The sequence below is a fragment of the Cellulomonas sp. P5_E12 genome (assembly GCF_054049315.1).
The window spans coordinates 198,695-223,667 of the sequence record NZ_JBFUMP010000002.1 but is presented as its reverse complement, the minus strand read 5'-3'; the positions used below and the strand labels follow the sequence as shown (position 1 = coordinate 223,667).

Sequence of the window (24,973 nt, the reverse complement as noted above, 5' to 3'; positions counted from 1 at the left end):
CACTCAGTGACCCCGTCCCACGAGGTCGTCGACCACGCCCACAAGGTAGCCCCCCAGCGGCTCGGGCAACCCGCCGAGCGCCAGCTCGCGCGCACGTTGCCCGGTCCGCCGCGTCAGCTCCCGCACCTCGTCGAGAGCCCCGACGGACACCATCACCTGCCGCACGGCCGCGGCCCCCGTCTCGTCAAGGTCGGGCCGCCCCACGTGCGCGTCCAGCACGGCACGCCCGGCGGCGTCGGCCAGGGCGTAGGCCCGACACAGCAGCTCCGTGCGCTTGCCCTCCCGCAGGTCGGAGAGCACCGACTTGCCGGTGACGCCGGGGTCGCCGAACACCCCGAGCTCGTCGTCGGTCAGCTGGAACGCGACGCCGAGGGCCACGCCGACCGCCCTGAGCTGCGCCACCCGCTCCTCGTCGGCACCCGCGAGCACCGCGCCGACCACCAGGGGCAGCGCGCCGGAGTACGCCGCGGTCTTGAGCTCGGCCACCGCGAGCGCGTCCACGTCCCCCGGAGCGCTGAGCGACGCCGTGACGTCGAGCAGCTCGCCGACGACGGTCGTCTCGATGCCCTGGCCCAAGAGCCCCACCACGCGCAGCAGCGTCGCGGGCTCCGCCGGGGCGTCGGCCACCAGCGAGAACGCCGAGGCGATCGCCAGGTCCCCCGCGAGGACACCCGCCGCGAGCACCTGGTCCGCCACAGCCCGGTCGTCGAGCCCGTGCGAGGCCAGCCGGGCACGCGTGGCACCCGCGACGTTGGGCCGACCCCGCCGTACCTCGTCGTGGTCGAGCAGGTCGTCGTGCACGAGCATCGCCGTGTGCAGCACCTCGATCGCCGCCGCGACCGGGGCGACCGCACGCGCGTCGGCGCCGCCGAGCCCCAGGTAGGCGGCGACCGCCAACCGGGGCCGCATGAGCTTGCCGCCGACGACGCCCGCCAGGTCGGCCCACAGGCGGCGCGCACCGTCCGACCTGCCCTGCGCCGCGCGCCCGCGGGCGCCGAGGAAGTCGTGGAGCACCGCTGTCGTCTCGGCCATCGCTCGCTCCACCGCCTCCGCGAGGTCTGCTGCGTCGGCCGGCCGGAGCGCCACCTGCTGCTCTGGCTGCACGAGCCCTCCCGTCACGAGCCCTCCCGTCCTGGTCCCGGTCCTGCGCAGGAATACTCAGCCTACTGAGCATCTCCTGGCGCGCATCGTGAACATCTCTGCGCACCCTTCGGTCCGAAGGGCCTCGACAGATGCAGCGGCGCGAAAGCGGCACGGCGTTCGGCCTGCGCCACCGTCGTCGGTACGCTCGGGCGCATGACATGGCTGGTCACCGGGGGTGCCGGGTACATCGGGTCGCACGTGGTGCGGGCGTTCGGGCAGGTCGGCCTGGAGACGGTGGTCCTCGACGACCTCTCCAGCGGGCACCGGGCGTTCGTCCCCGACGACGTTCCTCTGGTCGAGGGCTCGATCCTCGACACCGACCTCGTGGCGGACACGCTGTCGCAGCACGGCGTCGTCGGCGTGGTGCACCTGGCCGGCTTCAAGTACGCAGGCGTCTCCGTCGAGCGCCCCCTGCACACGTACGAGCAGAACGTCACCGGCACGGCGCACCTGCTCGAGGCGATGGCGTCGCAGGGCGTCGACGCGATCGTGTTCTCGTCGTCGGCGGCCGTCTACGGCACGCCGGACGTCGACCTGGTCACCGAGGCCACGTCGACCAATCCGGAGTCGCCGTACGGCGAGTCCAAGCTCATCGGCGAGTGGCTGCTGCGCGACCAGGGCACCGCCGCCGGCCTGCGGCACACGTCGCTGCGCTACTTCAACGTCGTCGGCTCGGCGACCCCGGACCTCTACGACACCAGCCCGCACAACCTCTTCCCGCTGGTGCTCAACGCCCTGGCCGAGGGCCGCACGCCGCGCATCAACGGCACCGACTACGCGACGCCCGACGGGACCTGCGTCCGCGACTACATCCACGTCGCCGACCTCGCCGACTCCCACGTGGCCGCGGCCCAGGCGCTCGCCGCCGGCCGCACCCTGGAGCCCGTCTACAACCTGGGGTCGGGCGACGGCGTGTCCGTGCGCGAGATCATGACCGCCATGGCCGACGGCACCGGCATCCCGTTCGAGCCCGACACCGCCCCGCGCCGCCCCGGCGACCCGGCCCGCATCGTCGCGTCCGGCGAGCTGGCCGCGCGCGACCTGGACTGGCAGATGCGCCACTCGCTGCTCGACATGGTCACCAGCGCCTGGGAAGCCCGCCAGGCGCACTGACCCCCGTCAGAGTGCGTGGAGCCTCGGCAGGCGCTCGACCAGGCCCTGGAGCACCGACTCGCTGCCGGCGTAGATCCCCTCGGTCCGCGGCCAGTGCACGACGACGTCGCTGAACCCCAGGTCCGCGGCGCGCTCGATCCCCTCGGTCACCAGGTCCAGCGACGTCATCGAGAAGATCGGCGCCCCGTCCAGGCTCAGGTACCGCCTCAGCGGAGCCTCACGGACCGCGCGGGCGGTCGCCTCGATGGCGTCGAGCTGCTCGAGCATCGTGGCGAGCCCGGTCCACCACTGCTCCTGCGCGGCGGTCGGGTCGTCGGGCACGTCCTCGGTCGCGTACGCCGGCCCGTAGGTGGCCCAGCCCTGCCCGTACCGGGCGGCGAGCGCCATGGCACGCGGCCCGTTGGCGGCGACGACGAACGGCGTGCGCGGCTGCGCGATCGTGCCGGGGATCATCCGGGCCTGGTCGGCGCGGTAGAACTCGCCCTGGTGCGACGTGACGGGCTGCGTCAACAGCTGGTCGAGCAGCCCGACGAACTCCTCGAAGCGCCGGGTGCGCTCCCCTCGCGTCGGCGGGTCGCCGGTGACGGAGGCGTCGAAGCCCTCACCGCCGGCGCCGACCCCGAGCAGGAACCGGCCGCCGCTGATGTCGTCGAGACCCATCACGTCCTTGGCGAACGGCACGGGGTGACGGAAGTTCGGCGACGCCACCCACGTGCCCAGGCCGATCCGCTCGGTCACGGCGGCCGCGGCGGCCAGCAGGGGCACGGTCGCGAACCACTGCTCGTCCACGAGCGACCGCCAGGCCAGGTGGTCGTACGTCCACGCGTGGTCGAAGCCCCACTCCTCGGCCTGCTGCCACCTGCGACGAGCCGACGCCCAGCGCTCTTGCGGCAGCAGCGCGATCCCCACAGCAACCATGCCCCGACCCTATGCGGCGTCTCAGGCGTGCGCGTGGTGCTCGCGTCCCGTGGTGGACGGGGGCTCCAGCTGGAACGTGCAGTGGTCGACGTCGAAGTGGCCGGCCAGGCAGCGGCGCAGGTCGTCGAGCACCCGGCCGGCCTCACCGCGGGACAGGAGCTCGTCGGGCACCTCGACGTGCGCCGACAGGACGGGGACGCCGGACGTGATCGTCCAGGCGTGCAGGTCGTGCACCCCCAGCACGCCGCGGACGCCGCAGATGTGCGACCGGATCGAGTCGAGGTCGACCCCGCGCGGCGTCGCCTCCAGCAGCACGGCACCCACCTCGCGGAGCAGGGCGACCGCGCGCGGCACGATCATCAGGCCGATGACGACGGAGGCGATCCCGTCGGCCCGCTCGAACCCGGTGGTCAGCACGACGACCGCGGCGACGACGACGGCCGCCGATCCGAGCAGGTCGCCCAGCACCTCCAGGTAGGCGCCCCGGACGGTCAGCGACTCCGCCTGCCCCCGGCGGAGAAGCGCCAGCCCGACGGCGTTGGCGACGAGGCCGACGACGGCGACCGCCAGCATCAGGCCGGCCTCGACCGGCCTCGGCGTCACGAGGCGCGCGATCCCGCCGACGATCACGCCGATCCCGACGACGGCGATGACCAGCCCGTTCACCAGCGCGGCGAGGATCTCGGCGCGCTGCCACCCGAAGGTGCGGGTGGCGGTCGCGGGTCGGGCGGCGAGCGCCGTCGCGCCGAGCGCGAGACCCACCCCGGCGGCGTCGGTGAGCATGTGGCCGGCGTCGGCGATCAGCGCGAACGACCCGGAGACCAGCCCGCCCACCACCTCGACCACCAGCACGACGAGCGTGAGGACGAGCACCGCGACGAGCCGCCCGCGGTGCGCCTGGGCCGCGGTGGAGTGGGAGTGGTCGTGACCCACGGTCAGTCCCAGCCCAGCTCGTGCAGCCGCTCGTCGTCGATGCCGAAGTGGTGCGCGATCTCGTGCACCACCGTGACCGCGACCTCCTCGACGACGTCGTCCCGGTCGTCGCAGATGGCCAGGGTGGGCAGCCGGAAGATCGTGATGCGGTCCGGCAGGGACCCGGCGGCCCAGAAGTCGCCGCGCTCGGTCAGCGGGGTGCCCTCGTACAGCCCCAGCAGCTCGGGCTCCCCGTCGGGCGAACGGTCCTCCACCAGCACGACGACGTTGTCCATCATCGCGGCGAGCTCGTCGGGGATCTCGTCGAGCGCATCGCGCACGGCGTCCTCGAACTCGGCGAGCGACATGTCGACCATGGGCACCATCCTGCCTGCTCACGAGCACGTGACGGCCGCCACCCGGAGTCACTTTGGAGATCGGGCCGATCACCCCGTATGCTCGTCACCGGTCATCCGGCGCCTCGGCGTTGGGGGTTGGATGTTCGCGTTGGACAAGCCCCCATCGTCTAGCGGCCTAGGACCCCGCCCTTTCACGGCGGTAGCACGGGTTCGAATCCCGTTGGGGGTACGAGCAGTATCAGCAACAAGGCCTTGCAGCTTCATCAAGGCCCCGTAGCGCAGTTGGTTAGCGCGCCGCCCTGTCACGGCGGAGGTCGCGGGTTCAAGTCCCGTCGGGGTCGCTCGGTACGTCTGGCCACTTAGCTCAGTTGGTAGAGCGTTCGACTGAAAATCGAAAGGTCGGCAGTTCGACCCTGCCAGTGGCCACATCAGAAGCCCCGCCCGGATCTCTCCGGAGCGGGGCTTCGTCATGATGGGGGTCAGCCGCCGAGAACCTTGGCCTTCGCCGCGGCGAACTCCGCGTCGTCGAGCGCGCCGGCCGCCTTGAGATCAGCCAGCTGCGTGAGCTGGGCGATGATGTCGTTCTGTGGCGCCGCAGGAGCCGCCGCCTGCTGAGCGGCGGCCTGCGCCGCCTGCTGCTGCTGGGCCGCGGCCTGCTCCTCGGCATACTGCGCGTCCTGGGCGTCCTGCGCCCTGCCCGCCTGCCGCCGCGACACGTTGCCACTCACCGCGGTCGCCGTGCCGGCGATCACGGCGGTCCGCGCCATGGTCCCGACCAGCCCGGGGCGTCCCATCCGTCGTCCACGCATCACTCACCAGCTCCTTCATTCAGCGCCTCGATGGCGATCTGCACGATCTCCCGCGGGATGCGCTCGAACGCGACGACCTCGCCGCCCGAGCTGCGCACCGCGCTCGCGAGCCTGACGGCCCACGCGTTGTCCCACACCACGACGAGCGCGGTCTGCCCGGGGTCGAGCCCCTCACCGATCTCGAGCAGGTCCGCCTCGCTCAGCAGGTCGAGCGGGTCGTCCCCGACCGAGTCCAGGGCCGTGCCGGTCTCCCCGTCCGCCGGCTCGATGAGCGTGACGCTGCCGTCGGCAGCCTTGCTCACCTCGGCGAGGTCGATGATGCGGACGGTGCCCGAGCTGTGCAGCTCGCTCAGAGCCGCGGCCACCTCGTCGCCCACGTCGAGCCCGTCGAACAGGATGACCGCCACATCGACGTGGCCCAGCTGGTCTACATCCACTACTGCCATCACGAGCTCCTCTGCGCTCCGGCGGTTCGCCACGGCCGTTCTACCACCAACTGGGGCGAACAGGTGCGCGGCGGGCAGATCGGTCCGGTGCGGGGCGGCGCGCGCGGCAACCTCGCGACCAGCGACTCTGCTCCTAGGCTGGGCGGACCGCCGCCCCACCAGGAGGACCCATGGCCAGCACGTCCGGCTCCGACCGACCCCGCAGCTTCTTCGACCGCTTCACCGAGCCGCTGGCGGAGCGCGCGCGGGAGAAGTTCGAGCAGGTCGAGGACCACGTGCGCGAGGCGATCCAGACGGAGATCGACGCGGTCGCCCGCAGCGTCCGCGCCCGCGCCATCGAGGTGCGCCCGTCCGCGATCGGGTTCGGCGCGGCCGCTCTCCTCACCTTCTTCGGCCTGGCCCTGCTCGTCACGTCCGCGGTGCTGGGCCTGTCGCACGTGGTCGAGCCGTGGCTGTCCGCGCTCATCATCGGCGTCGCGCTCCTGCTCATCGGAGCCGGCGTCGCGGCCTGGGCCAAGCGCCGCCTGCCCCCGCCCCCGGCCGTCTCCGTGGTCCGCATCCACGAGCCGGTCCACCCGGCCGAGGAGCAGGTGCACCCCTGGGCGGACTGACCGTCGAGGGGTGATCACGCGCTCACCCCTCGCGCGGCGGTTCGCTGACCAGCAGACTGAGTGCTCTACGTACGCGCAGACGAGAGGTCGTGCCCATGACCACGCAGTCGGGACCGCCGGGTGACGAGAAGTCGCTGGGCCAGCTCGTATCCGATCTGAGCGAGCAGGCCGCCCGCCTGGTCCGCGCGGAGATCGATCTCGCGAAGGCGGAGATCACCGGTCGCGCGCAGCAGCTGGGCATCGGTGCCGCCCTGGTCGCCGTGGGTGCCGTGCTCGCGCTCTACCTGATCGCCGCGGGCATCGCGCTGGCGGTCATCGTGCTCGACATCTGGCTGGAGCTGTGGCTCGCCGCACTCATCGTCTGCGCGGTGCTGCTGCTGGTCATCGCGATCCTCGTGCTGATCGGCATCAACCGGATCAAGGCGGGATCGCCGCCCACGCCGGCACTGGCCATCGAGAACGTGCAGAACGACATCACCGCGGTCAAGGCAGGATTCCAGTCATGAGCGATGACAAGGTCGAGACGCCGGCCAAGGACAAGAAGCCCCCGGTCCCGTTCAGCAGCCCCCAGACGGTCGCGCTCGAGGCGGAGCTCGCCGTGACGCGCGCGCAGCTGGCCTCGACGGTCGACGAGCTCGTCGCCCGCCTCGACCCGCGGGCACAGGCCGGGCGTGCGGTCGAGTCGGGCCGTCAGCTGTGGACCGACGCCACGAGCGGCGACGCCGACCCGGACGCGCGCAAGAAGGCCCTGACGATCCTGGGCAGCGTCGTCGCCGGCACCGCCGCGCTGCTCGCGTTGATCATCGCGGCGAACCGGCGCAGCAGCACGTAGAGAGCGGCGGGCACGACAACTCCGAGCGGCGCTTCATCGCGACGCTCGGAGTTGTGATGTCGTGCTCGGCGCGGTCCCGGCACTCAAAGGCCGAGGGCGCGTCGAGGAGGGTCGACGGGCCTCGGCCGGGCAGGGACTGTCGTTCAGCCGTCCGACGGGCGCTGCTGCGGGATGCCGTTGAGCAGGTCGCGCACCTCGGACTCGCGGTAACGACGGTGACCACCCAGGGTGCGGATCGACGACAGCTTCCCGGCCTTCGCCCAGCGGGTGACGGTCTTCGGATCGACCCGGAACAGCGTCGCGACCTCAGAGGGCGTGAGCAGCGCTTCGGATTCTGTGGGATGTGCGTTCATCAGCTGCCTCCTGGCTAGCGTGCGGCCTGCGACTCCGACGGCGTCGGCGCCAGGCCAGTTCAGGTGCGGGTAGTGCGGTGTGAAACGTTCTCTATCGGTGGTGTCACGGAGGCCCTGGGAGCTGAAACCGGGACATCTCCCACTAGCATGAACGAAAGCCGCAGATGTCGCATTCCGGGACACAGTCCGGTAACGAACCTTCACACGACCCTCATACAGTTCTCATGCAGTGTCATCGAGCCCTCGGACGACGCTTACCCGGTCGAGGTGCCACCACCCTAAACCCGACCAAACGGTCATACATCTCGACGCGCCCATCCAGTGTGCGAAGTTGGACGCCGGTCCGAATCCGGCCCGCGGCGGCGACGGCCTCCGGAGGCAGACGCAGGCCCCAACGTGACGCGTGTCGCCCATGGCGAGTGGTCGGAATACCGAACGAGCATGTACCGTTGCCCCACGAAGAGACGATTCAGCACCCCGGGGCCGCACGTGTTAGCACGGAGCCGCCCCGCATCCACGTAAGAGGGGGTCGATGCCATGGGGCGCGGCCGTCAGAAGGCTAAGCAGACGAAGGTGGCCCGGGAGCTGAAGTACTTCAGCCCGGAGACCAACTACCGAGCTCTCGAGCAGGAGCTCACGTCGCACGGCCACAACGATGTCGTGACCGACAACCGCCCCCGCGCGGTCGTGGACACKGACACTGACGACGACAGCGACGACTACCGACGCTGGTCGGACGACGATCGCTGACCGTACTCACCACCTGCGCTGACGCGTAGGCGGCACTGCACCGCACCATCCTTCGGGGTGGTGCGTGCGTGTCTGCGCAGGTGGTGAGGAACGAGCGTCAGAGCCCGGGCCGTCAGACCCGGTAGGAACCCGTCAGCTGGACGGCTCCCCCGTGCACGCCCTTGGTCCCTGCGACGAAGCCGGGCGCCCCGACCACGTCGGTCGCCGGATCGGTGTGCCGTACGGTGCCCAGCTCCCAGGCCGGAAGGCCCAGCTCGGCGGCGTGCGCGAGCACCCCGTCCACGGCGTCCGCGGCGACGATCGCCACCATGCCCACGCCGAGGTTCAGCGTGCCCTCGAGGTCGGTCCACGGGACCTGTCCCAGGCGCTGCACCAGAGAGAACACCGGCGGCAGCGTCCAGCCGCCACGGTCGATGTCGGCCACGAGGCCCTGCGGGAGCACGCGGGCGACGTTCGACGCGAGGCCCCCGCCGGTCACGTGGCTGTACGCGTGCAGCCCGTCGACGCCCGCGCGCTCGGCCAGGGCCAGGCAGTCGCTCGCGTAGACGCGGGTGGGCTCCAGCAGCTCCTCGCCGAGCGTGCGACCGAGCTCGTCGACGTGGCGGTCCAGCGCCCAGCCGGCCACCGACACCACCTTGCGCACCAGCGAGTAGCCGTTGGAGTGCAGCCCGCTCGAGCCCAGCGCCAGCAGCACGTCGCCCGCGCGCACGCGCTCGGGCCCGAGCAGCTGGTCGGCCTCGACCACGCCGGTCGCGGCACCGGCCACGTCGTACTCGTCGGGACCCAGCAGGCCGGGGTGCTCCGCGGTCTCGCCGCCGACGAGCGCCGTGCCCGCCACCGAGCACGCCGCCGCGATCCCGCGCACGATGCCGGCGATGCGCTCGGGCACCACGCGTCCGCACGCGATGTAGTCGGTCATGAACAAGGGCTTCGCGCCGACCACGACGATGTCGTCGACGACCATGCCCACCAGGTCGAACCCGATGGTGTCGTGGATGTCGAGCGCCTGCGCGATGGCGACCTTGGTGCCGACGCCGTCGGTCGAGGTGGCCAGGAGCGGCTTGCGGTAGGTCAGCAGGGCGCTCGCGTCGTACAGGCCGGCGAAGCCGCCGACGCCGCCGAGCACCTGCGGGCCGTGCGTCGCGCGCACGGCGTCCTTCATCAGCTCGACCGCCTTGTCACCGGCCTCGGTGTCGACCCCGGCCGTGGCATAGGTGACCTGCGTGCCCTGCGCGCCGCTCACGGGTGGTCCAACGCGCTCGCGCCACCGGCGCTCGGCACGATCGAGAGCAGACCGTCCTCGGGCGCACCCAGCGGCAGCTCGTTCTGCTCGAGCAGGAACTTGCCCAGGCGGTCGTCGGGCGGCAGCTCGATCGGGTACTGGCCCGTGAAGCACGCGGCGCACAGCTGCGACGCGGGCTGCTCGGTGGCCGCGACCATGCCCTCCGGGGAGATGTAGCCCAGGGAGTCGGCGCCCAGCGACGCGGCGATCTCGTCGACGCCCAGGCCGTTGGCGATGAGCTCCGCCCGGGACGCGAAGTCGATGCCGTAGAAGCACGGCCACTTCACCGGCGGCGAGCTGATCCGCACGTGCACCTCGGCCGCGCCCGCCTCCCGGAGCATCCGGATGAGCGCGCGCTGGGTGTTGCCGCGCACGATCGAGTCGTCGACGACCACCAGGCGCTTGCCGCGGATGACGTCCTTGAGCGGGTTGAGCTTGAGCCGGATGCCCAGCTGGCGCAGCGTCTGCGACGGCTGGATGAACGTGCGTCCGACGTACGCGTTCTTGGTCAGGCCCTGCCCGAACGTGATGCCCGACTCGGCCGCGTAGCCGACCGCGGCGGGAGTGCCCGACTCGGGGACCGGGATGACGAGGTCGGCCTCGACGGGGTGCTCGACCGCGAGCCGACGGCCCATGGCGACGCGCGCGGCGTGCACCGAGCGGCCGGCGATCGAGGTGTCGGGACGGGCCAGATAGACGTACTCGAACACGCAGCCGGCACGGTCCGCCGCGGCGAACCGGCTGCTGCGCAGTCCGTCCGCGTCGATGGCGATGAACTCGCCCGGCTCGATCTCGCGGACGAACGACGCGCCGACGATGTCGAGCGCCGGGGTCTCGCTGGCCACGACCCACCCGCGCTCCAGCCGGCCGAGCACCAGCGGGCGGACGCCCTGCGGGTCCCGCGCGGCATAGAGGGTGTGCTCGTCCATGAAGACCAGGCTGAACGCGCCGCGCAGCCGCGGGAGCACCTCGAGCGCCGTGGCCTCGAGCGTATGGTCCGGGTCTCCCGCCAGCAGCGCGGTGATCAGCGCCGTGTCGGTGGTGTTGCCGCGCGCGAGCTCGCCGCGCCGCTGGCTGCCGTAGCGCTCGGCGACGAGGTCGACCAGCTCGGCCGTGTTGGTGAGGTTGCCGTTGTGCCCCAGGGCGACGGTGCCGGCGGACGTGGGTCCGAGCGTCGGCTGCGCGTTCTCCCAGGTGCTGCCACCGGTGGTCGAGTAGCGCGCGTGCCCGATGGCGATGTGCCCCTGCAGGGCGTTGAGCGCGGTCTCGTCGAAGACCTGGGAGACGAGGCCCATGTCCTTGTAGACGAGCAGCTGCTGGCCGTTGGAGGTGGCGATGCCCGCCGACTCCTGGCCGCGGTGCTGCAGCGCGTAGAGGCCGAAGTAGGTGAGCTTGGCGACTTCCTCGCCAGGAGCCCACACACCGAAGACGCCACAAGCGTCCTGGGGGCCTTTTTCGTTGGGGAGGAGGTCGTGGTTCAGACGTCCGTCTGCGCGGGGGGCCACGTGACCATGGTCGCACACGCGTCGCAGCGTCTGTGCGGGCGCCCACGCCCGACCACGGGTCAGTCGTCGGCGGGGACCGCGCGACGGACGCTGCGGCGGTCGGCCAGCACCGCGACCAGCCCTCCGACGAACCCGCCGAGCACGGCGCCGGCGACGGCCATCCACGTGCGGACCGCACCCTCGCCGTCGAGGAACGAGATGAACCCGGAGCCGTCGGCGGCGCGCGCCACGTCGGGATGGATCACGGTGGTCAGCAGGAGACCGACGACGATCCCGACGAGCGCACCCGCGGTGATGAACGCGCCGAACTTGGGGGCGTGGCGCACCCTCGCGGGCTCCGCGACCGCGGCCAGCTCCTCCTCCGCCGGGATCGGCACGCCGCGCGCGTCGAGCTCCGGCGGGACGGGCGTCTCGTCGGGGCCGGGCTGTGGCTGGGGGTCGTTCGACACCCCGTGATCCTAGGTCAACCGCTGCTCAGGGACGGTGTCGCGCGGCCTGCAGCGGCAGCCACTCGCGCAGGTCGGCGCGCTCGCCGGACGCCCGGATCCGACCGTCGCCCGCGGCCTCTTCCCAGGTCAGAGCGCCAGTCACCAGCGCGAGCCACGTCTGCGCGTCGGTCTCCACCACGTTCGGCGGCGTGCCCCGGGTGTGACGAGGACCCTCCACCGCCTGGACGGCGCCGTCCGGCGGGACCCGGACCTCGACCGCGTTGCCCGGCGCCAGCTCGGCCAGCTCCTCGAGCGTGAACCGGACCGCGGTGCGCCGGGCCGGGGTCGGCACACCCTCGGGATCGGCCCGCCAGACCGCGAGCGCCGCACGTCCGTCGGCGGGGTCGGTGCGTCGGCGGGGAGGCATAGACCAATTCTGCCCCGCGCGGCTACCCTCTCGACCATGACCTCCACGACCTGGCGCTGGCTGCACTAGACGCAGCCCGCGGTCGTCCTGCCCCCGAGCTGCTCACGCGGCTACGGGGGCATCGCTGTCTCCGGACGCGTGCGCGGCTCTCCTCTCTCGACGAAGGAGCACCCCCATGACCCGCATGCTCACCGGTGAGCGCCCGACCGGTCCCCTGCACATCGGCCACCTGTTCGGCACGGTCGCCAACCGCGTCCGCCTGCAGCAGTCCGGTGTCGAGACCTTCCTGGTGCTGGCCGACTACCAGGTGATCACCGACCGGGAGGTGGTGGGTGACGTCGCGAGCAACGTGCACGAGATCGTGCTGGACTACCTCGCCGCGGGCATCGATCCCGACGCTGCCACGGTCTTCACCCACAGCGCCGTGCCCGCCCTCCACCAGCTGATGCTGCCGTTCCTCTCGCTGGTGTCCGTCGCGGAGCTGGAGCGCAACCCGACGGTGAAGCAGGAGCTGGCGGACTCGGGCCGGTCGATGAGCGGGCTGCTGCTCACCTACCCCGTGCACCAGGCGGCCGACATCCTGTTCTGCCACGCCGACGTGGTGCCCGTGGGGAGGGACCAGCTGCCGCACCTGGAGCTGACCCGGACGATCGCGCGCCGGTTCACGCAGCGGTACGGGCCGTGCTTCCGGGAGCCCGAGGCGCTGCTGTCCGAGGCGCCGGTGGTGCTGGGCACCGACGGCCGCAAGATGAGCAAGAGCCGCGGCAACGCCATCGAGCTACGGGCGACCCCCGACGAGACGGTCCGGGCGATCCGAGCCGCCAAGACCGACACCGACCGGACGATCACCTACGACCCGGCCGCTCGCCCCGAGATCGCGAACCTGCTGCTCCTGGCGTCGCTGTGCACGGGGTTCGCACCGGAGGCGATCGCCGACGAGATCGGGTCGGGCGGCGCCGGGCGGCTCAAGGCCGTCGTCGCCGACGCCCTCGTCGAGCACCTCGCACCCCTGCGCTCGCGTCGCGCTCTCTTCGCGGCCGAGCCCGGGCTGGTGGCCGACATCCTCGCGGCCGGGAACGCCCACGCGAACGAGCTCGCGGACGCCACGATCCGTGACGTCCGCGAGCTCATGGGGATGGACTACGTGTGAGTCACCACTTGGCGTTGCGGGCCAGCTCGAGGGCGATGTCCTGGAACCAGGCGCCGGCCGACGGGCCGCCGTTGCAGGTGCCGTCCGACTCGCCGGGCAGCTTGACCCACAGGAGGGCGTCGAGGCCCGACCCGTCGTTGACCAGCGTCGGCTTGTCGCCGAGCGCCCGGCCGCGCGGGTTGCACCACTCGCCGTTGGAGCCGTTGCCGTTGCGCGAGGTGTCGATGACGAACTTCTTGCCGCCCAGCTGCTGCGAGATCTGCTGGCCGTAGGACTTCGACGCCGCGGTGGTCTGGTAGTTCGACGTGTTGAGCGCGAACCCGACCGCGTACTCGAAGCCGACCTGGTTCAGCCGGCTGACGGCCGTGCTGACGGGCAGCCAGGCAGAGTGGCCGGCGTCGATGTAGACGCGGGCGCCCTTCTGGGTCAGCGACTTGGCCGCGTACTTGAGGAAGCCGACGCGGTCGCCCTGGCCGGTGCAGTCGCCCAGCTGCGCGAGGGCGTCGGGCTCGAGGACCACGTACGGGTTGCCCTGGATCCCCGAGGCCACGGTGTCGATCCACGCCGCGTAGGCGCTCTCGGCGACGCCGCCGCCGGAGTACGAGCCGCAGTCCCGGCCCGGGATCGCGTAGATGACCAGGGTCGGGATCTTGCCGGCGGCCTTCGCGCGGCCGGTGTAGTCGGCGACCTCGGCCTTCGAGTGCGCCGCGTCCGACCAGTTGCCCACCCAGTACGCCTGCGGAGTCAGGGCGATCTTCTCCAGCAGCGCCTTGTCGGTGCCGGTCGCCGTCTGCCACGCGCGGTAGCCCTGCGTGGTCGGGTCGACGTAGAAGCCGCTGGTCGTCGGCGGTGTGATCACGGTCGGTGTGGGCGTCGGGGTCACGGTCACCGTCGGGGTCGAGGTGGGCGTCGGGGTGGCGGTCGGCTTCGGTGTCGTCGTCGGGGCGGTGCCCGTGCAGGCGGTGCCGTTGACGGTGAACGCCGTGGGAACCGGGTTGGACCCGCTCCACGAGCCATTGAACCCGAAGCTCGTCCTCCCGTTCGTCGCCAGGGTGCCGTTCCACGGGAGGCTCGCGACGGAGACCRCCGAGCCCGTCGTGGTCGCCGTGCCGTTCCAGAGCGACGTGATCTTCTGGCCAGCCCCGAACGACCAGCCGACCGTCCACGCGCTCACGGGGTCGCCCAGGTTGGTGATCGTCACGTCGGCGCCGAAGCCGCCCTGCCACTGGTTGGTGATCGTGTAGTCGACCTTGCAGCCGGTGGCGGCCTGCGCGGCGCTCGCGGTGACGGCGGTCAGGCCGGCCACCGCGACGGCCGCGGCGGCGAGCAGCGCGGTGACGCTTCTGCGGGTGGGCATGGGCGGTGATCTCCTCGGGCGGCTCGGGTGGTGGGGCGGCTCGGCGTCGACGGTGACGCTGCGCACCCCGGTCCCGACGAGGAAACCCGACCGCCGGGTGTCCTGGCGAGCGCTCGCGCGGGTCCGAATCGTTTAGGCCTCGGAACCGGGTCGTCGATGCGCTTCCGCGCGGGGGCTCGTATCTCCCGCCGGACACGGCCATCCTGGAAGGTGACGCGGCGATGCGCCCTCGACAGCCGGCGCCGTCCGCTCGGGGGAGGTCGGCCATGCAGGGACGACGACTGCTCGCGGCCCTGGCGCTCGTCGCCACCCTGGCGGCGTGCTCCGGGCCGCCCACGGACCCCGAACCCGCCCCGACCTCCGTCGCCGGCGCGGACGTCGCGCCCACCAGGGGCTCGGGCGACCTCGAGGCGCCGCAGACGTCGGGTCCTGGCCTCCCGGTGCTCACCACGGCCGTCGCTGGTTCCGGTTCCCCCGCCTCGGTCGAGGACGGCGTGGTCTGCGTCTTCTGGAGCTGGGGCGGCGAGGGTGTGCCTGCGCTGGTGGACGGGATGTCGTTCACGATCATCCACGCCGAGGTGCAGCCGCCCACCTGGTCGTCCTACGCCGCCGCGTGCACCGGGCAGTCGGGTCGCGCGTGCGTGGGCGCCGTCGTGACCGCCGACGACACCGGCTGCCTGGCGGGCTTCGCGCGGGACTCCGGACCCGGCGCGCAGGACGGCGCGCTGGCGCTCGTCGGGATGCAGGGCTCGCTTGCATGCACGGAACCGGCGACGGCCGCCGACTGCGACGAGACCGCCACGGCGCTCAGCGCCGCCCCGGACGTCTCGCCCGACCTCGACCTGGAGAGCTTCGCGGTCACCAACGGGGACGGCTGACATGGCCGCCACCCCGAGCGGCCGCGCGCTGCCCGGGTGGCTCACGCTGGCGACGCAGATCGCCGCGCCCGTCACGCTGGTGACCACGCTGCTCTTCTACTTCGGGTACGTGTTCACGCGGTCGCAGTACGCGTACTTCGGGGTCGACGTCGACACCATCGGGTTCACGCCGCGCGACTACGTGATGCGCAGCCCGCAGCCGTTGCTGGTCCCGCTGCTGGTGCTCACGGTCATGTCCGTGGCAGTCGTCGCGCTGCACGGGCGGATCGACGTCCGGGCGCGCGAGGCCCGGTCGATCGACGGCGGGGACGTCCGGGTGCAGCGCGCGGCGCGCTGGTGGGTGTCGGCCGGCTGCGGGGTGCTGGGCGCGGGGCTGGTGCTGCTCGTCGCCTACGCCTGGTGGGGCGCGTGGCCGTACCTGTCGCTGGTGTCTGCGGGGCTCATCGGGGTCGGCGCCGCGACGTGCGCGCTGACCCTGGGCTACGCCACGACGCGCGCGCCGGGCATCGTCGCCGGGATGTGGGTGCTGGTGGTCGCAGCGGCGTTCTGGGCGGTGGCCATCACCGCCGACTGGTCCGGGCGCGGGCAGGCGCACCAGATGGCCCGGCACCTCGACCAGCTGCCCGCCGTGATCCTCGACAGCCCCGGTGACCTGCACCTGCGCAACACCGTCGGTGCTCCTGAGGACCTGTGCTGGACCACCGGGGACGCGCCGGACCCGGGCTGCGCGGCCCTCACCGAGCAGCCGCGCTACCGGTACCGCGGGCTGCGGCTGCTGGTGCAGGGGCCGACCGCGATGTTCCTGGTGCCGTCCGCGTGGTCGGCGAGCGCGACGACGCTGATGGTGCCCCGCACGGCCGACGTGCGGCTGCAGTTCCAGTTCGTCAACGTGCCGCCCGGCTAGCCGCGGGGCCTGCCGGGGCCCCGCATGCCGCGCTGGTACTCGCGCGTGATCTGCTTCCAGCGGTGCTTGTCCTCGGCGGCCAGCCGCGCGTCCGCCCGACGCGCCTGGTAGGCGGCCTCCCGGGCCAGGCGCCGCCAGCTGTCGAACCGCCGCTGCGGAAGCTCGCCGTTGTCGAGCGCGGCCTGGATCGCGCAGCCCGGCTCCCCCGCGTGGTGGCAGTCGGCGAACCTGCACCGGGCGACGAGCTCCGCGACGTCCGCGAACGTGGTGTCGAGCGCGTCGGCGTCGGCGACCAGCCCGACGCCGCGGATCCCGGGGGTGTCGATGAGCACCGCGCCGTCCGCCAGCGGGACGAGCTCGCGGTGGGTCGTGGTGTGCCTGCCGCGCCCGTCGGACCGCCGCCCGCCGGTCTCCATCACCTCGCGGCCGGCCAGCGCGTTGACCAGCGTGGACTTGCCTGCGCCCGAGGGACCGACGACCACCAGCGTGGCGCCCGGCGCGAGCAGCGCGCGGACGGGATCGAGCCCCTGGTCCGTCGGCACGCTGACGGCGTGCACGTCGACCGCGAGGGCCACCGCGGCGACCTCGTCACGCATCCCCTCGGGGTCCGGGACCAGGTCGGCCTTGGTGAGCACGACCACCGGCTGGGCCCCCGAGCGCCACGCCAGCGTGAGGAGCCGCTCGACGCGGCCCAGCTGCGGGTCCGGATCGAGGTGCTCGACGACGAGCACGACGTCGATGTTCGCGGCCAGCGCCTGCACGCGGGACGTCTCCCCCGCCGTGTCGCGGACCAGGGCCGTCCGCCGGGCGCCGAGCGTGCGGGCGTGGGCGCCGCCGTCCGTCTCGTCGACGAGCAGCCAGTCGCCGACCGTCGGCGCGAGCCGCTCGCCGTCCTCGCTCGCGACGAGGCCGTCGCGAGCGAGGGTCACGCGACGGGGCTCACCCGACTCCAGCGCGTCCGCGGGCAGCACGAGGACCGCGCCCTTGTCGGCGCGCACCACGCGGAGGTAGTCGTCTGGCACACGTCGACGCTAGGCGCGGTCGCGACGACGAACCAACGAAATTGCCGGGTACTCAGCCGAAGTAGCGCGGCAGGGTCGCCTCGTGGGCCGCGCTGGCCTCGGCCAGGGGCAGCGTGAACAGGCCCTGCACCTCGACGGCCGGACCGTGCACGTGCTCGGCCTCGTCGACCGGCGTCCCGGCGCCCGGCGAGCAGGACTCGGCCGTCTCACCCAGGCGCAGGGCGGGGACGCCGCGCGCGGTGCAGAGGTCGACCAGGCGGACCTCCTCCGAGCGCGGGACGGCGACCAGCACGCGGGCCGTCGACTCCGAGAACAGGGCCTCGAACGGGGTGACGCCGTCGCGCTCGCAGATCGGGTCGAGCGACACCTGCACGCCGACGCCGTAGCGCAGGCTGGACTCGATGAGCGCCTGGACGAGGCCGCCCTCCGAGAGGTCGTGCGCGGCGTCGACCAGCTCGTCGCGGCTGGCCCGCGTGAGGACCTCGGCCAGCCGGCGCTCGGCGGCGAGGTCCACCGTCGGCGGGAGGCCGCCCAGGTGCCTGTGCACGACGTCGGCCCACGCGGAGCCGTCGAGCTCGGCTCGCGTGGTGCCCAGCAGGTAGACGGCCTGACCGGGGGCGGTCCAGCCCGACGGGGTCGCGTCGGCGACGTCGTCGAGCACGCCCAGCACGCCGACCACCGGGGTCGGGTGGATGGCGGAGTCGATGAGACCGGGCTCGCCGGTGCCGTTGTAGAGCGACACGTTGCCGCCGGTCACGGGCACCTCGAGCACCTGGCAGGCGTCGGCCAGGCCGCGGATCGCCTCGACCAGCTGCCACATGGAGTCGGGGTGCTCGGGGCTGCCGAAGTTGAGGCAGTCGGTCACGGCGAGCGGTCGCGCGCCCGTCGTCGCGACGTTGCGGTACGCCTCGGCGAGGGCCAGCTGGGCGCCCGTGTACGGGTCGAGCTTGGCGTACCGACCGTTGGCGTCGGTGGCCAGCGCGACGCCCAGGCCGGTGGACTCGTCGACGCGGATGACGCCCGAGTCGTCCGGCTGCGCGAGCGCGGTGTTGCCCTGCACGAACCGGTCGTACTGGTTGGTCACCCACGCCTTGGAGGCCAGGTTGGGGCTGGCCAGCAGCTGCAAGGCCGTCGCGCGGATCTCGGCGTTCGTCGACGGCCGCGCCAGGCTCGCGGCGGTGTCCGCGTTCAGGCCGTCCTGCCAGGCCGGGCGTGCGTAGGGGCGGTCGTAGACCGGGCCCTCGTGCGCGACCGTCTTCGGGTCCACGTCGACGATCCGCAGACCGTGGTGGTCGATGGTCAGGCGGCCCGTGCCGGTGACCTCGCCGATCACGGCCGTCTCGACGTCCCACTTGCCGGTGATGGCCAGGAACGCGTCGAGCTGGTCGGGCCGGACCACGGCCATCATCCGCTCCTGCGACTCCGACATGAGGATCTCGCCGGCCGTGAGCGTGGGGTCGCGCAGCAGCACGTTCTCGAGGTCGACGTGCATGCCGCCGTCGCCGTTCGAGGCCAGCTCGCTGGTGGCGCAGGAGATGCCGGCGGCGCCGAGGTCCTGGATGCCCTCGACCACGCGCGCGGCGTAGAGCTCGAGGCAGCACTCGATGAGCACCTTCTCCATGAAGGGGTCACCCACCTGCACCGAGGGGCGCTTGGAGGGCTTGGCGTCGTCGAACGTCTCGCTGGCCAGGATTGAGGCGCCGCCGATGCCGTCGCCGCCCGTGCGGGCGCCGAACAGGACGACCTTGTTGCCCGCGCCGGACGCGTTGGCCAGGTGGATGTCCTCGTGCCGCAGGACCCCGAGGCACAGCGCGTTGACCAGCGGGTTGCCCTGGTACGAGGCGTCGAACACGAGCTCGCCGCCGATGTTCGGCAGGCCGAGCGAGTTGCCGTAGCCGCCGACGCCGGACACCACGCCGTGCACCACACGCGCGGTGTCGGGGTGGTCGACCGCACCGAACCGCAGCTGGTCCATGACGGCGACCGGGCGCGCGCCCATCGAGATGATGTCGCGCACGATGCCGCCGACGCCCGTCGCCGCGCCCTGGTACGGCTCGACGTAGGACGGGTGGTTGTGCGACTCGACCTTGAAGGTCACCGCCCAGCCGTCGCCGATGTCCACGACGCCCGCGTTCTCGCCGATGCCGACGAGCAGGTGCTCCTTCATCGCGTCGGTGGTCTTGTCGCCGAACTGGCGCAGGTGGTTCTTGCTCGACTTGTACGAGCAGTGCTCCGACCACATGACCGAGTACATGGCGAGCTCGGCGGCCGTGGGGCGGCGGCCGAGGATGTCGCGGATGCGCTGGTACTCGTCCGGCTTGAGACCCAGCTCGGCGAACGGCTGCTCCTGGTCGGGGGTCGCGGCGGCGACGTCGACGGTGTCGGTCTGGGGGGCGCGCGCAGGTGCGGTGGTCATCGATTCCCTCGGTGGAGACCCGTGGCTCTCTCGCCACCTTGCGGCAGCGCGGCCGACGTCGGCAGACAACGGTCAGGATACCGGGGCGCGGGAGCGCCCCGGCGCAGTGTCAGGCACACCGGACGGCGGAAGGGCCGATGGGGCGGCTGCCGATCGCCTACCGTGGCAGGTGCCCTGGAGCCGTGACGAGGAGGAGGACCGCCGTGCCTGACGACCTCGCCGCGCACCGGTGGCGATGACCCCGCTCCGGACCGTGCTCGCGACGACCGCGGTGCTGCTCGCCCTCGCCGGCTGCTCCCCCGCCCCGACGGCGCCGGCACCCACACCCACGCCGACGCCCACCCCCACGGCCACCGCGGACCCGGACGACCCCGCGACGATCCGCGCGACCGGCGTGCCGCTCTCGTCGGGCACCGTGACGGTCGCGGTCGCGGCCCCGGCCGCCGAGGCGGTCCCGCAGGACGACGGCTCCGCCCGGCTGAGCGTGCCCGGGGGCGACGCCCGGTTGGCCGCGCCCGAGGGCATGACCCTCACCGCCCTCTCCGACGGCACCGGCGTGGTCCGCGACGGCGCCGGCACGTTCGTCGCCGGCCTGACCACGGACCCTTGGGGCACGGAGCTCGAGCAGGTGAGCCCCGAGGTGGTCCGGCTCACCGCGGGGGACGCCACCACCGTCCCGGTGGAGGTCTGGCTCGCCTCGGTCGCGGTTCAGAGCGCCGTCTGGGGCGAGGCCGAGGGCGGCCGCTCGCTCGCGGTCACGCCCAGCGCCTGGGCACGGGAGCGCAGCCGCGCCGCGCAGGAAGGGCTGTGGGCGCAGGTCGTCGCGCAGGCACCGGACGCCGACACCCCCGGCATGCGGGCCCAGCTCGAGTGCCACGAGCTCGGGGCACCGGACAAGGCGACGTGGAACCTCGAGCCATGGCGGTCGGTGGTCGACCCGCTCGACATGATCGCGGCCCGCTGCAACCCCTCCTGAGGGTCAGCGCTGGTGCTTCTCCGGGACGGGGGCGTCGCCGGACGCGCGCTGCGCCCGGTAGTAAGCGCGAGCCTCGTCCTGCCGGGCCTGCTCGGCGCCCGACGCGATGGGCGCGCGCAGGTGGGCCTGCTCGTAGCCGAACGCGTCGACCAGGCTCTGCGCGTGCGGGCGCAGCCGGGCCAGCAGGCGGTCGATGTACGACGTCACCGTGCGGGCCCGACCGGCGGACAGCCGGCCGTTGAGCAGGTACCAGGTGAGGTGCCGCTCGACCAGGGTGAGCCCGAACAGGTCGCGGACCCAGGTGAGGATCTGCCGCGTGCCCGGGTCGGTGACGCGCTCGAGGGCCGCCGTGAACGACTCCCACTGGACCAGCTCGGCGTGCGCGCGGGCGGCCTCGACCAGCTCGTGCTGGTGCGCGTTGAACAGCGCCGCGGCGGTGGCCGGGTCCGCCTTCTGCGCCGGACGCAGGGCCTGCGCGATCTCCGCGACCATCGTCTCGACCCGGTCCACCAGCAGCTCGCGCTGGGTGGCCGTCTCACGCAGCTGGCCGGCCGAGCGGCGGGGGTCGCCCACGTCGGCGATCGTCTGCACGGCGCGGTGCAGCGGCGTGCGGTACCGCGCGGCGTCGGACGCACGCTCGGCCACCATGCGGGCGACCTTCGTCGCGTCCAGGTGCTTGAAGTGCGTGGCGTAGTCGGCGAGCAGGCGCTTGCCGACGAGCTGCAGCAGGACCGTGTTGTCGCCCTCGAACGTCGCGTAGACGTCCATGTCGGCGCGCAGCCCGGTGAGCCGGTTCTCGGCCAGGAACCCGGCGCCGCCGCACGCCTCGCGGGCGACCTGCAGGGTGGTCAGTGCGTGCCAGGTCGACGCCGGCTTGAGGGCCGCGGCGAGCGTCTCGAGGTCCTCGCGGGTCTCGGGGGTGTCGTTGCGGCCGGAGAACACGTCGTCGAACGCGGCGAGCAGGTCCTCGTGCGCGAACCCGGCGGCGTACGTCTCTGCCAGCAGCGGCAGCAGGCGGCGCTGGTGCTCGGCATAGTCGAGGATCACGACCTCGTCGGTGGGCGAGGCGGCGTTGAACTGGCGACGCTGGTTGCCGTAGGTGATCGCGATGGTCAAGCCGACGCGGGCGGCCGTCACCGCGGCGCCGTCGAGCGAGACGCGGCCCTGTACCAGGGTGCCCAGCATCGTGAAGAAGCGGCGGCCCGGGCTCGCGATCGGCGACGAGTAGGTGCCGTCCTCGGCCACGTCGCCGTACCGGTTGAGCAGGTTGGTGCGCGGGATGCGGACGTGGTCGAACCAGAGCCGGCCGTTGTCGATGCCGTTGAGGCCGCCCTTGAGCCCGTCGTCCTCGCCGCCGACGCCCGGCAGGAACTCGAGCGTGTCCTCGTCGCGGATCGGCACGTAGAACGCGTGCACGCCRTGGTCCACGCCCGCAGTGACCAGCCGCGCGAACACCGTCGCCGCCGTGCCGTGCTGGCCGGCGTTGCCCAGGTAGTCCTTCCACGCCGCACGGAACGGCGTGTGGATGACGAACTCATGCGTGGCCGGGTCGTACGTCGCGGTGGTGCCGATGGCGGCGACGTCGGAGCCGTGGCCGGTCTCCGTCATCGCGAAGGCGCCCGGCACCTTGACCGAGAGGGCGTCGGCCAGGAAGTCGTCGTGGTTGCGCTCGGTGCCCAGGTGGTAGATGGCCGACGCGAACAGGCCCCACTGCACCCCCGACTTGATCTGCAGCGACGGGTCGGCGTGGGTGAGCTCCTCGAACCGCGCGAGGAAGCCGCCGTGGTCCTCGGCGCCGCCGAACCGCTCGGGGAACGAGCGGTGCACGTCGCCCTCGGTCGCCAGCATCCGCAGCTGACCGATGACACGCTCGCGGTGGTCCGCCAGCGACTGGCCCTCGATGCGGTGGAACCGCTCGTCGGCCAACAGCTTCCGGGCCGCCAGTCGCAGCTCCGGGTAGTGGCCCAGGAGCACCCGGTGCAGGTGCTCGATGTCGACGTTGGTGACGTCGGCGTCGAGCCGCGGGTCCCCGGAGTCGGGCGCTTCGACGGTGGGACGGGGGGCGGTGGTGGTCATCGAGAGTCCTCCGGGGCGATCGTGTGGTCAGGGGTCGTTCGGTGACGGTCACGGGCGAGCAGCCCGACGGGTCCGGCCCAGAGCCAGGCGGCGACCTGGGCGGTGATCTCCTCGCGGTCCGCGCTGCCGGGCTCGTCGCGGTGCGCCAGCCACCACTCGCCGGAGCCGCGCACGAAGCCGACGGCGCCGGCGGCCCAGGACTCGGCCAGCGCGACGCGGGCCTGCAGGGCCGCGTCCTCGGGGTCGGGCCCCTCGGCCGCCTCCGGCCTGCGTGCGGTTCGCCGGCCGTCGTGCTCCTCGGTGAGGCCACGGGCGAACGGGGCCGCGACCATCGCGGTGACCGAGTCGAGGAAGTGCCCGAGCGGCCCGCCGGACTCGACCGACCCGTTGCGGGTCACGAACGCGTAGACGTTCGGCGACGACTCGATCATCTCGAGGTACACCGCGACCATGGCCCGCAGGCCGTCCCGCGGGGTCGGCGCGATCCGCAGGACGCCCTCGAGCGCCCCCTGGATCTGCAGCACGACGGCCTCGGCGACGGCGATCTGGAGGCCGGTCTTGTCGGCGAAGTAGCGGTAGACGATCGACTTGGAGGTCCCCGCGGCGGCCGCGATCTCCTCCATGGAGACGTCGGGGCCCTTGTGGTGGACGGTGCGCCGGGCGATCCGGACCAGCTCGGCGCGGCGGGCCTCGCGGTGGTCGGCCCAGCGTGTGGACCGGCCGTCCGCGGCGAAGGCGTCCTCCGGGGGCCGGCGCGCTCTCGGGGGCACGGGAAGCGCCGGTCGCGCACGACCGGCGTCGGTGTTCAGCAGCGTGAGGGCCGTCGTCGTCGACGGGCCCGGTGTGACAGGACTCACGAGACCGAAGGTATCAGGTACTGTGGGTTTCGGACACAACGTCATCTCGAGCGCACCCCAGCTCGACACCTCCCTGCGCTCGACGACGATGCGAGAGGAACGCGCCCATGGCCGACAACACCCCGACCCCCGTACCCACCACCCCCGAGGTGCGCCGCGCCTACGTCCTCGGCGGGAACCGGATCCCCTTCGCCCGCGCCGGCGGACCGTACGTGCGGGCGAGCAACCAGGACATGCTGACCGCCGCGATCGACGGGCTCGTCGCCCGCTTCGGGCTGCAGGGCGAGCGCATCGGCGAGGTCGCCGCCGGCGCCGTGCTCAAGCACAGCAAGGACTTCAACCTCACGCGCGAGGCCGTCCTCGGCTCGGCGCTGTCGGCCGAGACCCCCGCGTACGACGTCCAGCAGGCCTGCGCCACGGGGCTCGAGACCGTCGTCTCGCTGAGCAACAAGATCCGCCTCGGCCAGCTCGAGTCCGCCATCGCGGGCGGCGTCGACAGCACGTCCGACGCCCCCATCGCGGTGAGCAACCGCCTGCGCCGCGCGCTGCTCGACCTGTCGCGCGCTCGCAACGCCAAGCAGAAGCTCGCGGCGATCGCGCAGATCCGCCCCAAGGACCTCGCGCCGTCGGCCCCGACCACGGGCGAGCCCCGCACGCACCTGTCGATGGGCGAGCACCAGGCGCTGACCACCGCGAAGTGGGAGATCACGCAGGCCGCGCAGGACGAGGTCGCGCTGGCCAGTCACCAGAACCTGGCCGCGGCCTACGACTCCGGCTTCTTCGACGACCTGGTGACGCCGTTCCGCGGGCTGACCCGCGACGCCAACCTGCGCGCCGACTCCTCGCTCGAGAAGCTGGCCAAGCTCAAGCCGGCCTTCGGCCTCACGCTCGACACCCCGGCGACGATGACGGCGGGCAACTCGACGCCGCTGTCCGACGGCGCGTCGGCGGTGCTGCTCGGCTCCGCGGACTGGGCCGCGTCGCACGACCTCGTCCCGCTCGCCTGGGTGGTCGACGCCGAGGCCGGCGCGGTCGAGTTCGTGCACGGCGACGACGGGCTGCTCATGGCCCCGGCGTTCGCGGTGCCGCGCCTGCTCGCCCGCCAGGGGCTCACGCTGGCTGACCTCGACCTGGTCGAGATCCACGAGGCCTTCGCGGCGACCGTGCTGACCACGCTCGCGGCGTGGGAGTCGGAGGAGTTCGGGCGCACGCGGCTCGGGCTCGACGGGCCGTTCGGCACCGTCGACCGCGCGAAGCTCAACGTGCACGGCTCGTCGCTCGCCGCCGGGCACCCCTTCGCCGCGACCGGCGGGCGGATCATCGCGACCGTGAGCAAGGAGCTGCACCGACGGAAGGCGGCCTCCGGGTCCGACGCACCGGTCCGCGCGCTCGTGTCCGTCTGCGCGGCCGGCGGACTGGGCCTCACCGCGATCCTCGAGGCGGCCTGAC

The 24,973-nt window shown here is 72.9% G+C and carries 26 protein-coding genes and 3 tRNA genes; 13 read left to right on the top strand and 16 right to left on the bottom strand.

The genetic code is table 11. The features are described from left to right. Positions 1-3: 3 nt before the first annotated feature. Positions 4-1,032 carry a polyprenyl synthetase family protein gene (locus tag ACXJKA_RS02470; RefSeq protein WP_456823580.1) on the bottom strand — a complete coding sequence of 343 codons (1,029 nt, stop codon included), beginning with the start codon at positions 1,030-1,032 and terminating at the stop codon, positions 4-6. A gap of 264 nt (positions 1,033-1,296) precedes the next feature. On the opposite strand from ACXJKA_RS02470, the gene galE reads away from it, so the two are divergent. Next, positions 1,297-2,256, top strand: a complete 960-nt coding sequence (gene galE, locus ACXJKA_RS02465; RefSeq protein WP_456823579.1) for a UDP-glucose 4-epimerase GalE — start codon at positions 1,297-1,299, stop codon at positions 2,254-2,256. A 6-nt stretch (positions 2,257-2,262) separates the two neighbouring features. On the opposite strand, the gene ACXJKA_RS02460 is transcribed toward galE, so the two are convergent. From ACXJKA_RS02460 to ACXJKA_RS02450, 3 genes are read right to left on the bottom strand one after another with little or no spacing between them, the layout of a single operon-like run. After that, complete coding sequence (locus ACXJKA_RS02460) at positions 2,263-3,174, bottom strand: LLM class flavin-dependent oxidoreductase (protein WP_456823578.1); 912 nt, start codon at positions 3,172-3,174, stop codon at positions 2,263-2,265. 21 nt (positions 3,175-3,195) lie between these two features. Next, a complete protein-coding gene (locus tag ACXJKA_RS02455) occupies positions 3,196-4,107 on the bottom strand; it encodes a cation diffusion facilitator family transporter (protein ID WP_456823577.1) in 912 nt (303 codons plus the stop codon). 2 nt (positions 4,108-4,109) lie between these two features. Next, on the bottom strand, positions 4,110-4,463 hold the full coding sequence (locus tag ACXJKA_RS02450; protein ID WP_456823576.1) for a metallopeptidase family protein: 354 nt from the start codon (positions 4,461-4,463) through the stop codon (positions 4,110-4,112). A gap of 138 nt (positions 4,464-4,601) precedes the next feature. Here ACXJKA_RS02450 and ACXJKA_RS02445 point away from each other — a divergent pair. The 3 genes from ACXJKA_RS02445 (at position 4,602) to ACXJKA_RS02435 (ending at position 4,871) form a co-directional block, all read left to right on the top strand. Next, a tRNA-Glu gene (locus ACXJKA_RS02445) sits at positions 4,602-4,674 on the top strand. Positions 4,675-4,712: 38 nt separating this feature from the next. Next, positions 4,713-4,786: transfer RNA gene (locus ACXJKA_RS02440), tRNA-Asp, on the top strand. Positions 4,787-4,798: 12 nt separating this feature from the next. Next, positions 4,799-4,871 (top strand) — tRNA-Phe (locus ACXJKA_RS02435). 53 nt (positions 4,872-4,924) lie between these two features. On the opposite strand, the gene ACXJKA_RS02430 is transcribed toward ACXJKA_RS02435, so the two are convergent. Both ACXJKA_RS02430 and ACXJKA_RS02425 read right to left on the bottom strand, forming a co-directional pair. Beyond that, a complete protein-coding gene (locus tag ACXJKA_RS02430; protein WP_456823575.1) occupies positions 4,925-5,239 on the bottom strand; it encodes an SHOCT domain-containing protein in 315 nt (104 codons plus the stop codon). A 14-nt stretch (positions 5,240-5,253) separates the two neighbouring features. Beyond that, entirely contained in the window at positions 5,254-5,700 is a 447-nt protein-coding gene (locus tag ACXJKA_RS02425) for a DUF6325 family protein (RefSeq protein WP_456823574.1), read from the bottom strand. Positions 5,701-5,870: 170 nt separating this feature from the next. On the opposite strand from ACXJKA_RS02425, the gene ACXJKA_RS02420 reads away from it, so the two are divergent. The 3 genes from ACXJKA_RS02420 to ACXJKA_RS02410 all read left to right on the top strand — a co-directional run bounded on the left by ACXJKA_RS02420 (position 5,871) and on the right by ACXJKA_RS02410 (position 7,143). After that, the gene (locus ACXJKA_RS02420; RefSeq protein WP_456823573.1) at positions 5,871-6,311 is read left to right on the top strand and encodes a phage holin family protein; all 441 of its coding nucleotides are present in this window, start codon (positions 5,871-5,873) and stop codon (positions 6,309-6,311) included. A gap of 95 nt (positions 6,312-6,406) precedes the next feature. After that, positions 6,407-6,817: a phage holin family protein gene (locus ACXJKA_RS02415; RefSeq protein ID WP_456823572.1), complete on the top strand. Its 411-nt coding sequence runs from the start codon at positions 6,407-6,409 to the stop codon at positions 6,815-6,817. After that, positions 6,814-7,143: a DUF3618 domain-containing protein gene (locus ACXJKA_RS02410; protein ID WP_456823571.1), complete on the top strand. Its 330-nt coding sequence runs from the start codon at positions 6,814-6,816 to the stop codon at positions 7,141-7,143. Before ACXJKA_RS02415 ends, ACXJKA_RS02410 begins: the two co-directional genes overlap by 4 nt. 143 nt (positions 7,144-7,286) lie before the next feature. Here ACXJKA_RS02410 and ACXJKA_RS02405 read toward each other — a convergent pair whose 3' ends face one another. Further along, positions 7,287-7,496: a BldC family transcriptional regulator gene (locus ACXJKA_RS02405; protein WP_456823570.1), complete on the bottom strand. Its 210-nt coding sequence runs from the start codon at positions 7,494-7,496 to the stop codon at positions 7,287-7,289. Positions 7,497-8,033: 537 nt separating this feature from the next. Between ACXJKA_RS02405 and ACXJKA_RS02400 the strand changes: the two genes are divergently transcribed. Continuing rightward, positions 8,034-8,246 (top strand): DUF3073 domain-containing protein, encoded by a 213-nt coding sequence (locus ACXJKA_RS02400; RefSeq protein WP_456823569.1) that lies wholly within the window; start codon positions 8,034-8,036, stop codon positions 8,244-8,246. 112 nt (positions 8,247-8,358) lie between these two features. On the opposite strand, the gene purM is transcribed toward ACXJKA_RS02400, so the two are convergent. From purM to ACXJKA_RS02380, 4 genes are read right to left on the bottom strand one after another with little or no spacing between them, the layout of a single operon-like run. Continuing rightward, a complete protein-coding gene (gene purM / locus ACXJKA_RS02395) occupies positions 8,359-9,489 on the bottom strand; it encodes a phosphoribosylformylglycinamidine cyclo-ligase (RefSeq protein ID WP_456823568.1) in 1,131 nt (376 codons plus the stop codon). Continuing rightward, positions 9,486-11,033: an amidophosphoribosyltransferase gene (gene purF / locus ACXJKA_RS02390; RefSeq protein WP_456823567.1), complete on the bottom strand. Its 1,548-nt coding sequence runs from the start codon at positions 11,031-11,033 to the stop codon at positions 9,486-9,488. The genes purM and purF overlap by 4 nt, the downstream gene beginning before the upstream one ends. Positions 11,034-11,092: 59 nt before the next feature. Continuing rightward, complete coding sequence (locus ACXJKA_RS02385) at positions 11,093-11,482, bottom strand: histidine kinase (protein WP_456823566.1); 390 nt, start codon at positions 11,480-11,482, stop codon at positions 11,093-11,095. Positions 11,483-11,507: 25 nt separating this feature from the next. Continuing rightward, positions 11,508-11,888: a sterol carrier family protein gene (locus tag ACXJKA_RS02380; protein WP_456823565.1), complete on the bottom strand. Its 381-nt coding sequence runs from the start codon at positions 11,886-11,888 to the stop codon at positions 11,508-11,510. Between the two features lie 175 nt (positions 11,889-12,063). Here ACXJKA_RS02380 and trpS point away from each other — a divergent pair, with 175 nt between their 5' ends. Further along, complete coding sequence (trpS, locus tag ACXJKA_RS02375) at positions 12,064-13,038, top strand: tryptophan--tRNA ligase (RefSeq protein ID WP_456823564.1); 975 nt, start codon at positions 12,064-12,066, stop codon at positions 13,036-13,038. A gap of 1 nt (position 13,039) precedes the next feature. On the opposite strand, the gene ACXJKA_RS02370 is transcribed toward trpS, so the two are convergent. Beyond that, complete coding sequence (locus tag ACXJKA_RS02370; protein ID WP_456823563.1) at positions 13,040-14,395, bottom strand: glycoside hydrolase family 6 protein; 1,356 nt, start codon at positions 14,393-14,395, stop codon at positions 13,040-13,042. 266 nt (positions 14,396-14,661) lie between these two features. On the opposite strand from ACXJKA_RS02370, the gene ACXJKA_RS02365 reads away from it, so the two are divergent. Continuing rightward, positions 14,662-15,273 (top strand): hypothetical protein, encoded by a 612-nt coding sequence (locus tag ACXJKA_RS02365; protein ID WP_456823562.1) that lies wholly within the window; start codon positions 14,662-14,664, stop codon positions 15,271-15,273. Between the two features lies 1 nt (position 15,274). After that, the gene (locus tag ACXJKA_RS02360; RefSeq protein ID WP_456823561.1) at positions 15,275-16,177 is read left to right on the top strand and encodes a hypothetical protein; all 903 of its coding nucleotides are present in this window, start codon (positions 15,275-15,277) and stop codon (positions 16,175-16,177) included. Here the strand turns inward: ACXJKA_RS02360 and rsgA are convergent. Next, entirely contained in the window at positions 16,174-17,199 is a 1,026-nt protein-coding gene (rsgA, locus tag ACXJKA_RS02355; protein WP_456823560.1) for a ribosome small subunit-dependent GTPase A, read from the bottom strand. The two genes, ACXJKA_RS02360 and rsgA, sit on opposite strands and share 4 nt — an antisense overlap. 52 nt (positions 17,200-17,251) lie before the next feature. Continuing rightward, on the bottom strand, positions 17,252-19,615 hold the full coding sequence (purL, locus tag ACXJKA_RS02350; protein ID WP_456823559.1) for a phosphoribosylformylglycinamidine synthase subunit PurL: 2,364 nt from the start codon (positions 19,613-19,615) through the stop codon (positions 17,252-17,254). Between the two features lie 235 nt (positions 19,616-19,850). Between purL and ACXJKA_RS02345 the strand changes: the two genes are divergently transcribed. Next, positions 19,851-20,591 carry a DUF2599 domain-containing protein gene (locus ACXJKA_RS02345; protein WP_456823558.1) on the top strand — a complete coding sequence of 247 codons (741 nt, stop codon included), beginning with the start codon at positions 19,851-19,853 and terminating at the stop codon, positions 20,589-20,591. A gap of 3 nt (positions 20,592-20,594) precedes the next feature. Here ACXJKA_RS02345 and ACXJKA_RS02340 read toward each other — a convergent pair whose 3' ends face one another. Beyond that, complete coding sequence (locus ACXJKA_RS02340; RefSeq protein ID WP_456823557.1) at positions 20,595-22,667, bottom strand: acyl-CoA dehydrogenase family protein; 2,073 nt, start codon at positions 22,665-22,667, stop codon at positions 20,595-20,597. Next, positions 22,664-23,524: a TetR/AcrR family transcriptional regulator gene (locus tag ACXJKA_RS02335; RefSeq protein WP_456823556.1), complete on the bottom strand. Its 861-nt coding sequence runs from the start codon at positions 23,522-23,524 to the stop codon at positions 22,664-22,666. The genes ACXJKA_RS02340 and ACXJKA_RS02335 overlap by 4 nt, the downstream gene beginning before the upstream one ends. 107 nt (positions 23,525-23,631) lie before the next feature. On the opposite strand from ACXJKA_RS02335, the gene ACXJKA_RS02330 reads away from it, so the two are divergent. Then, the gene (locus ACXJKA_RS02330) at positions 23,632-24,972 is read left to right on the top strand and encodes an acetyl-CoA C-acetyltransferase (RefSeq protein WP_456823555.1); all 1,341 of its coding nucleotides are present in this window, start codon (positions 23,632-23,634) and stop codon (positions 24,970-24,972) included. The last annotated feature ends 1 nt before the right edge of the window (position 24,973 follow it).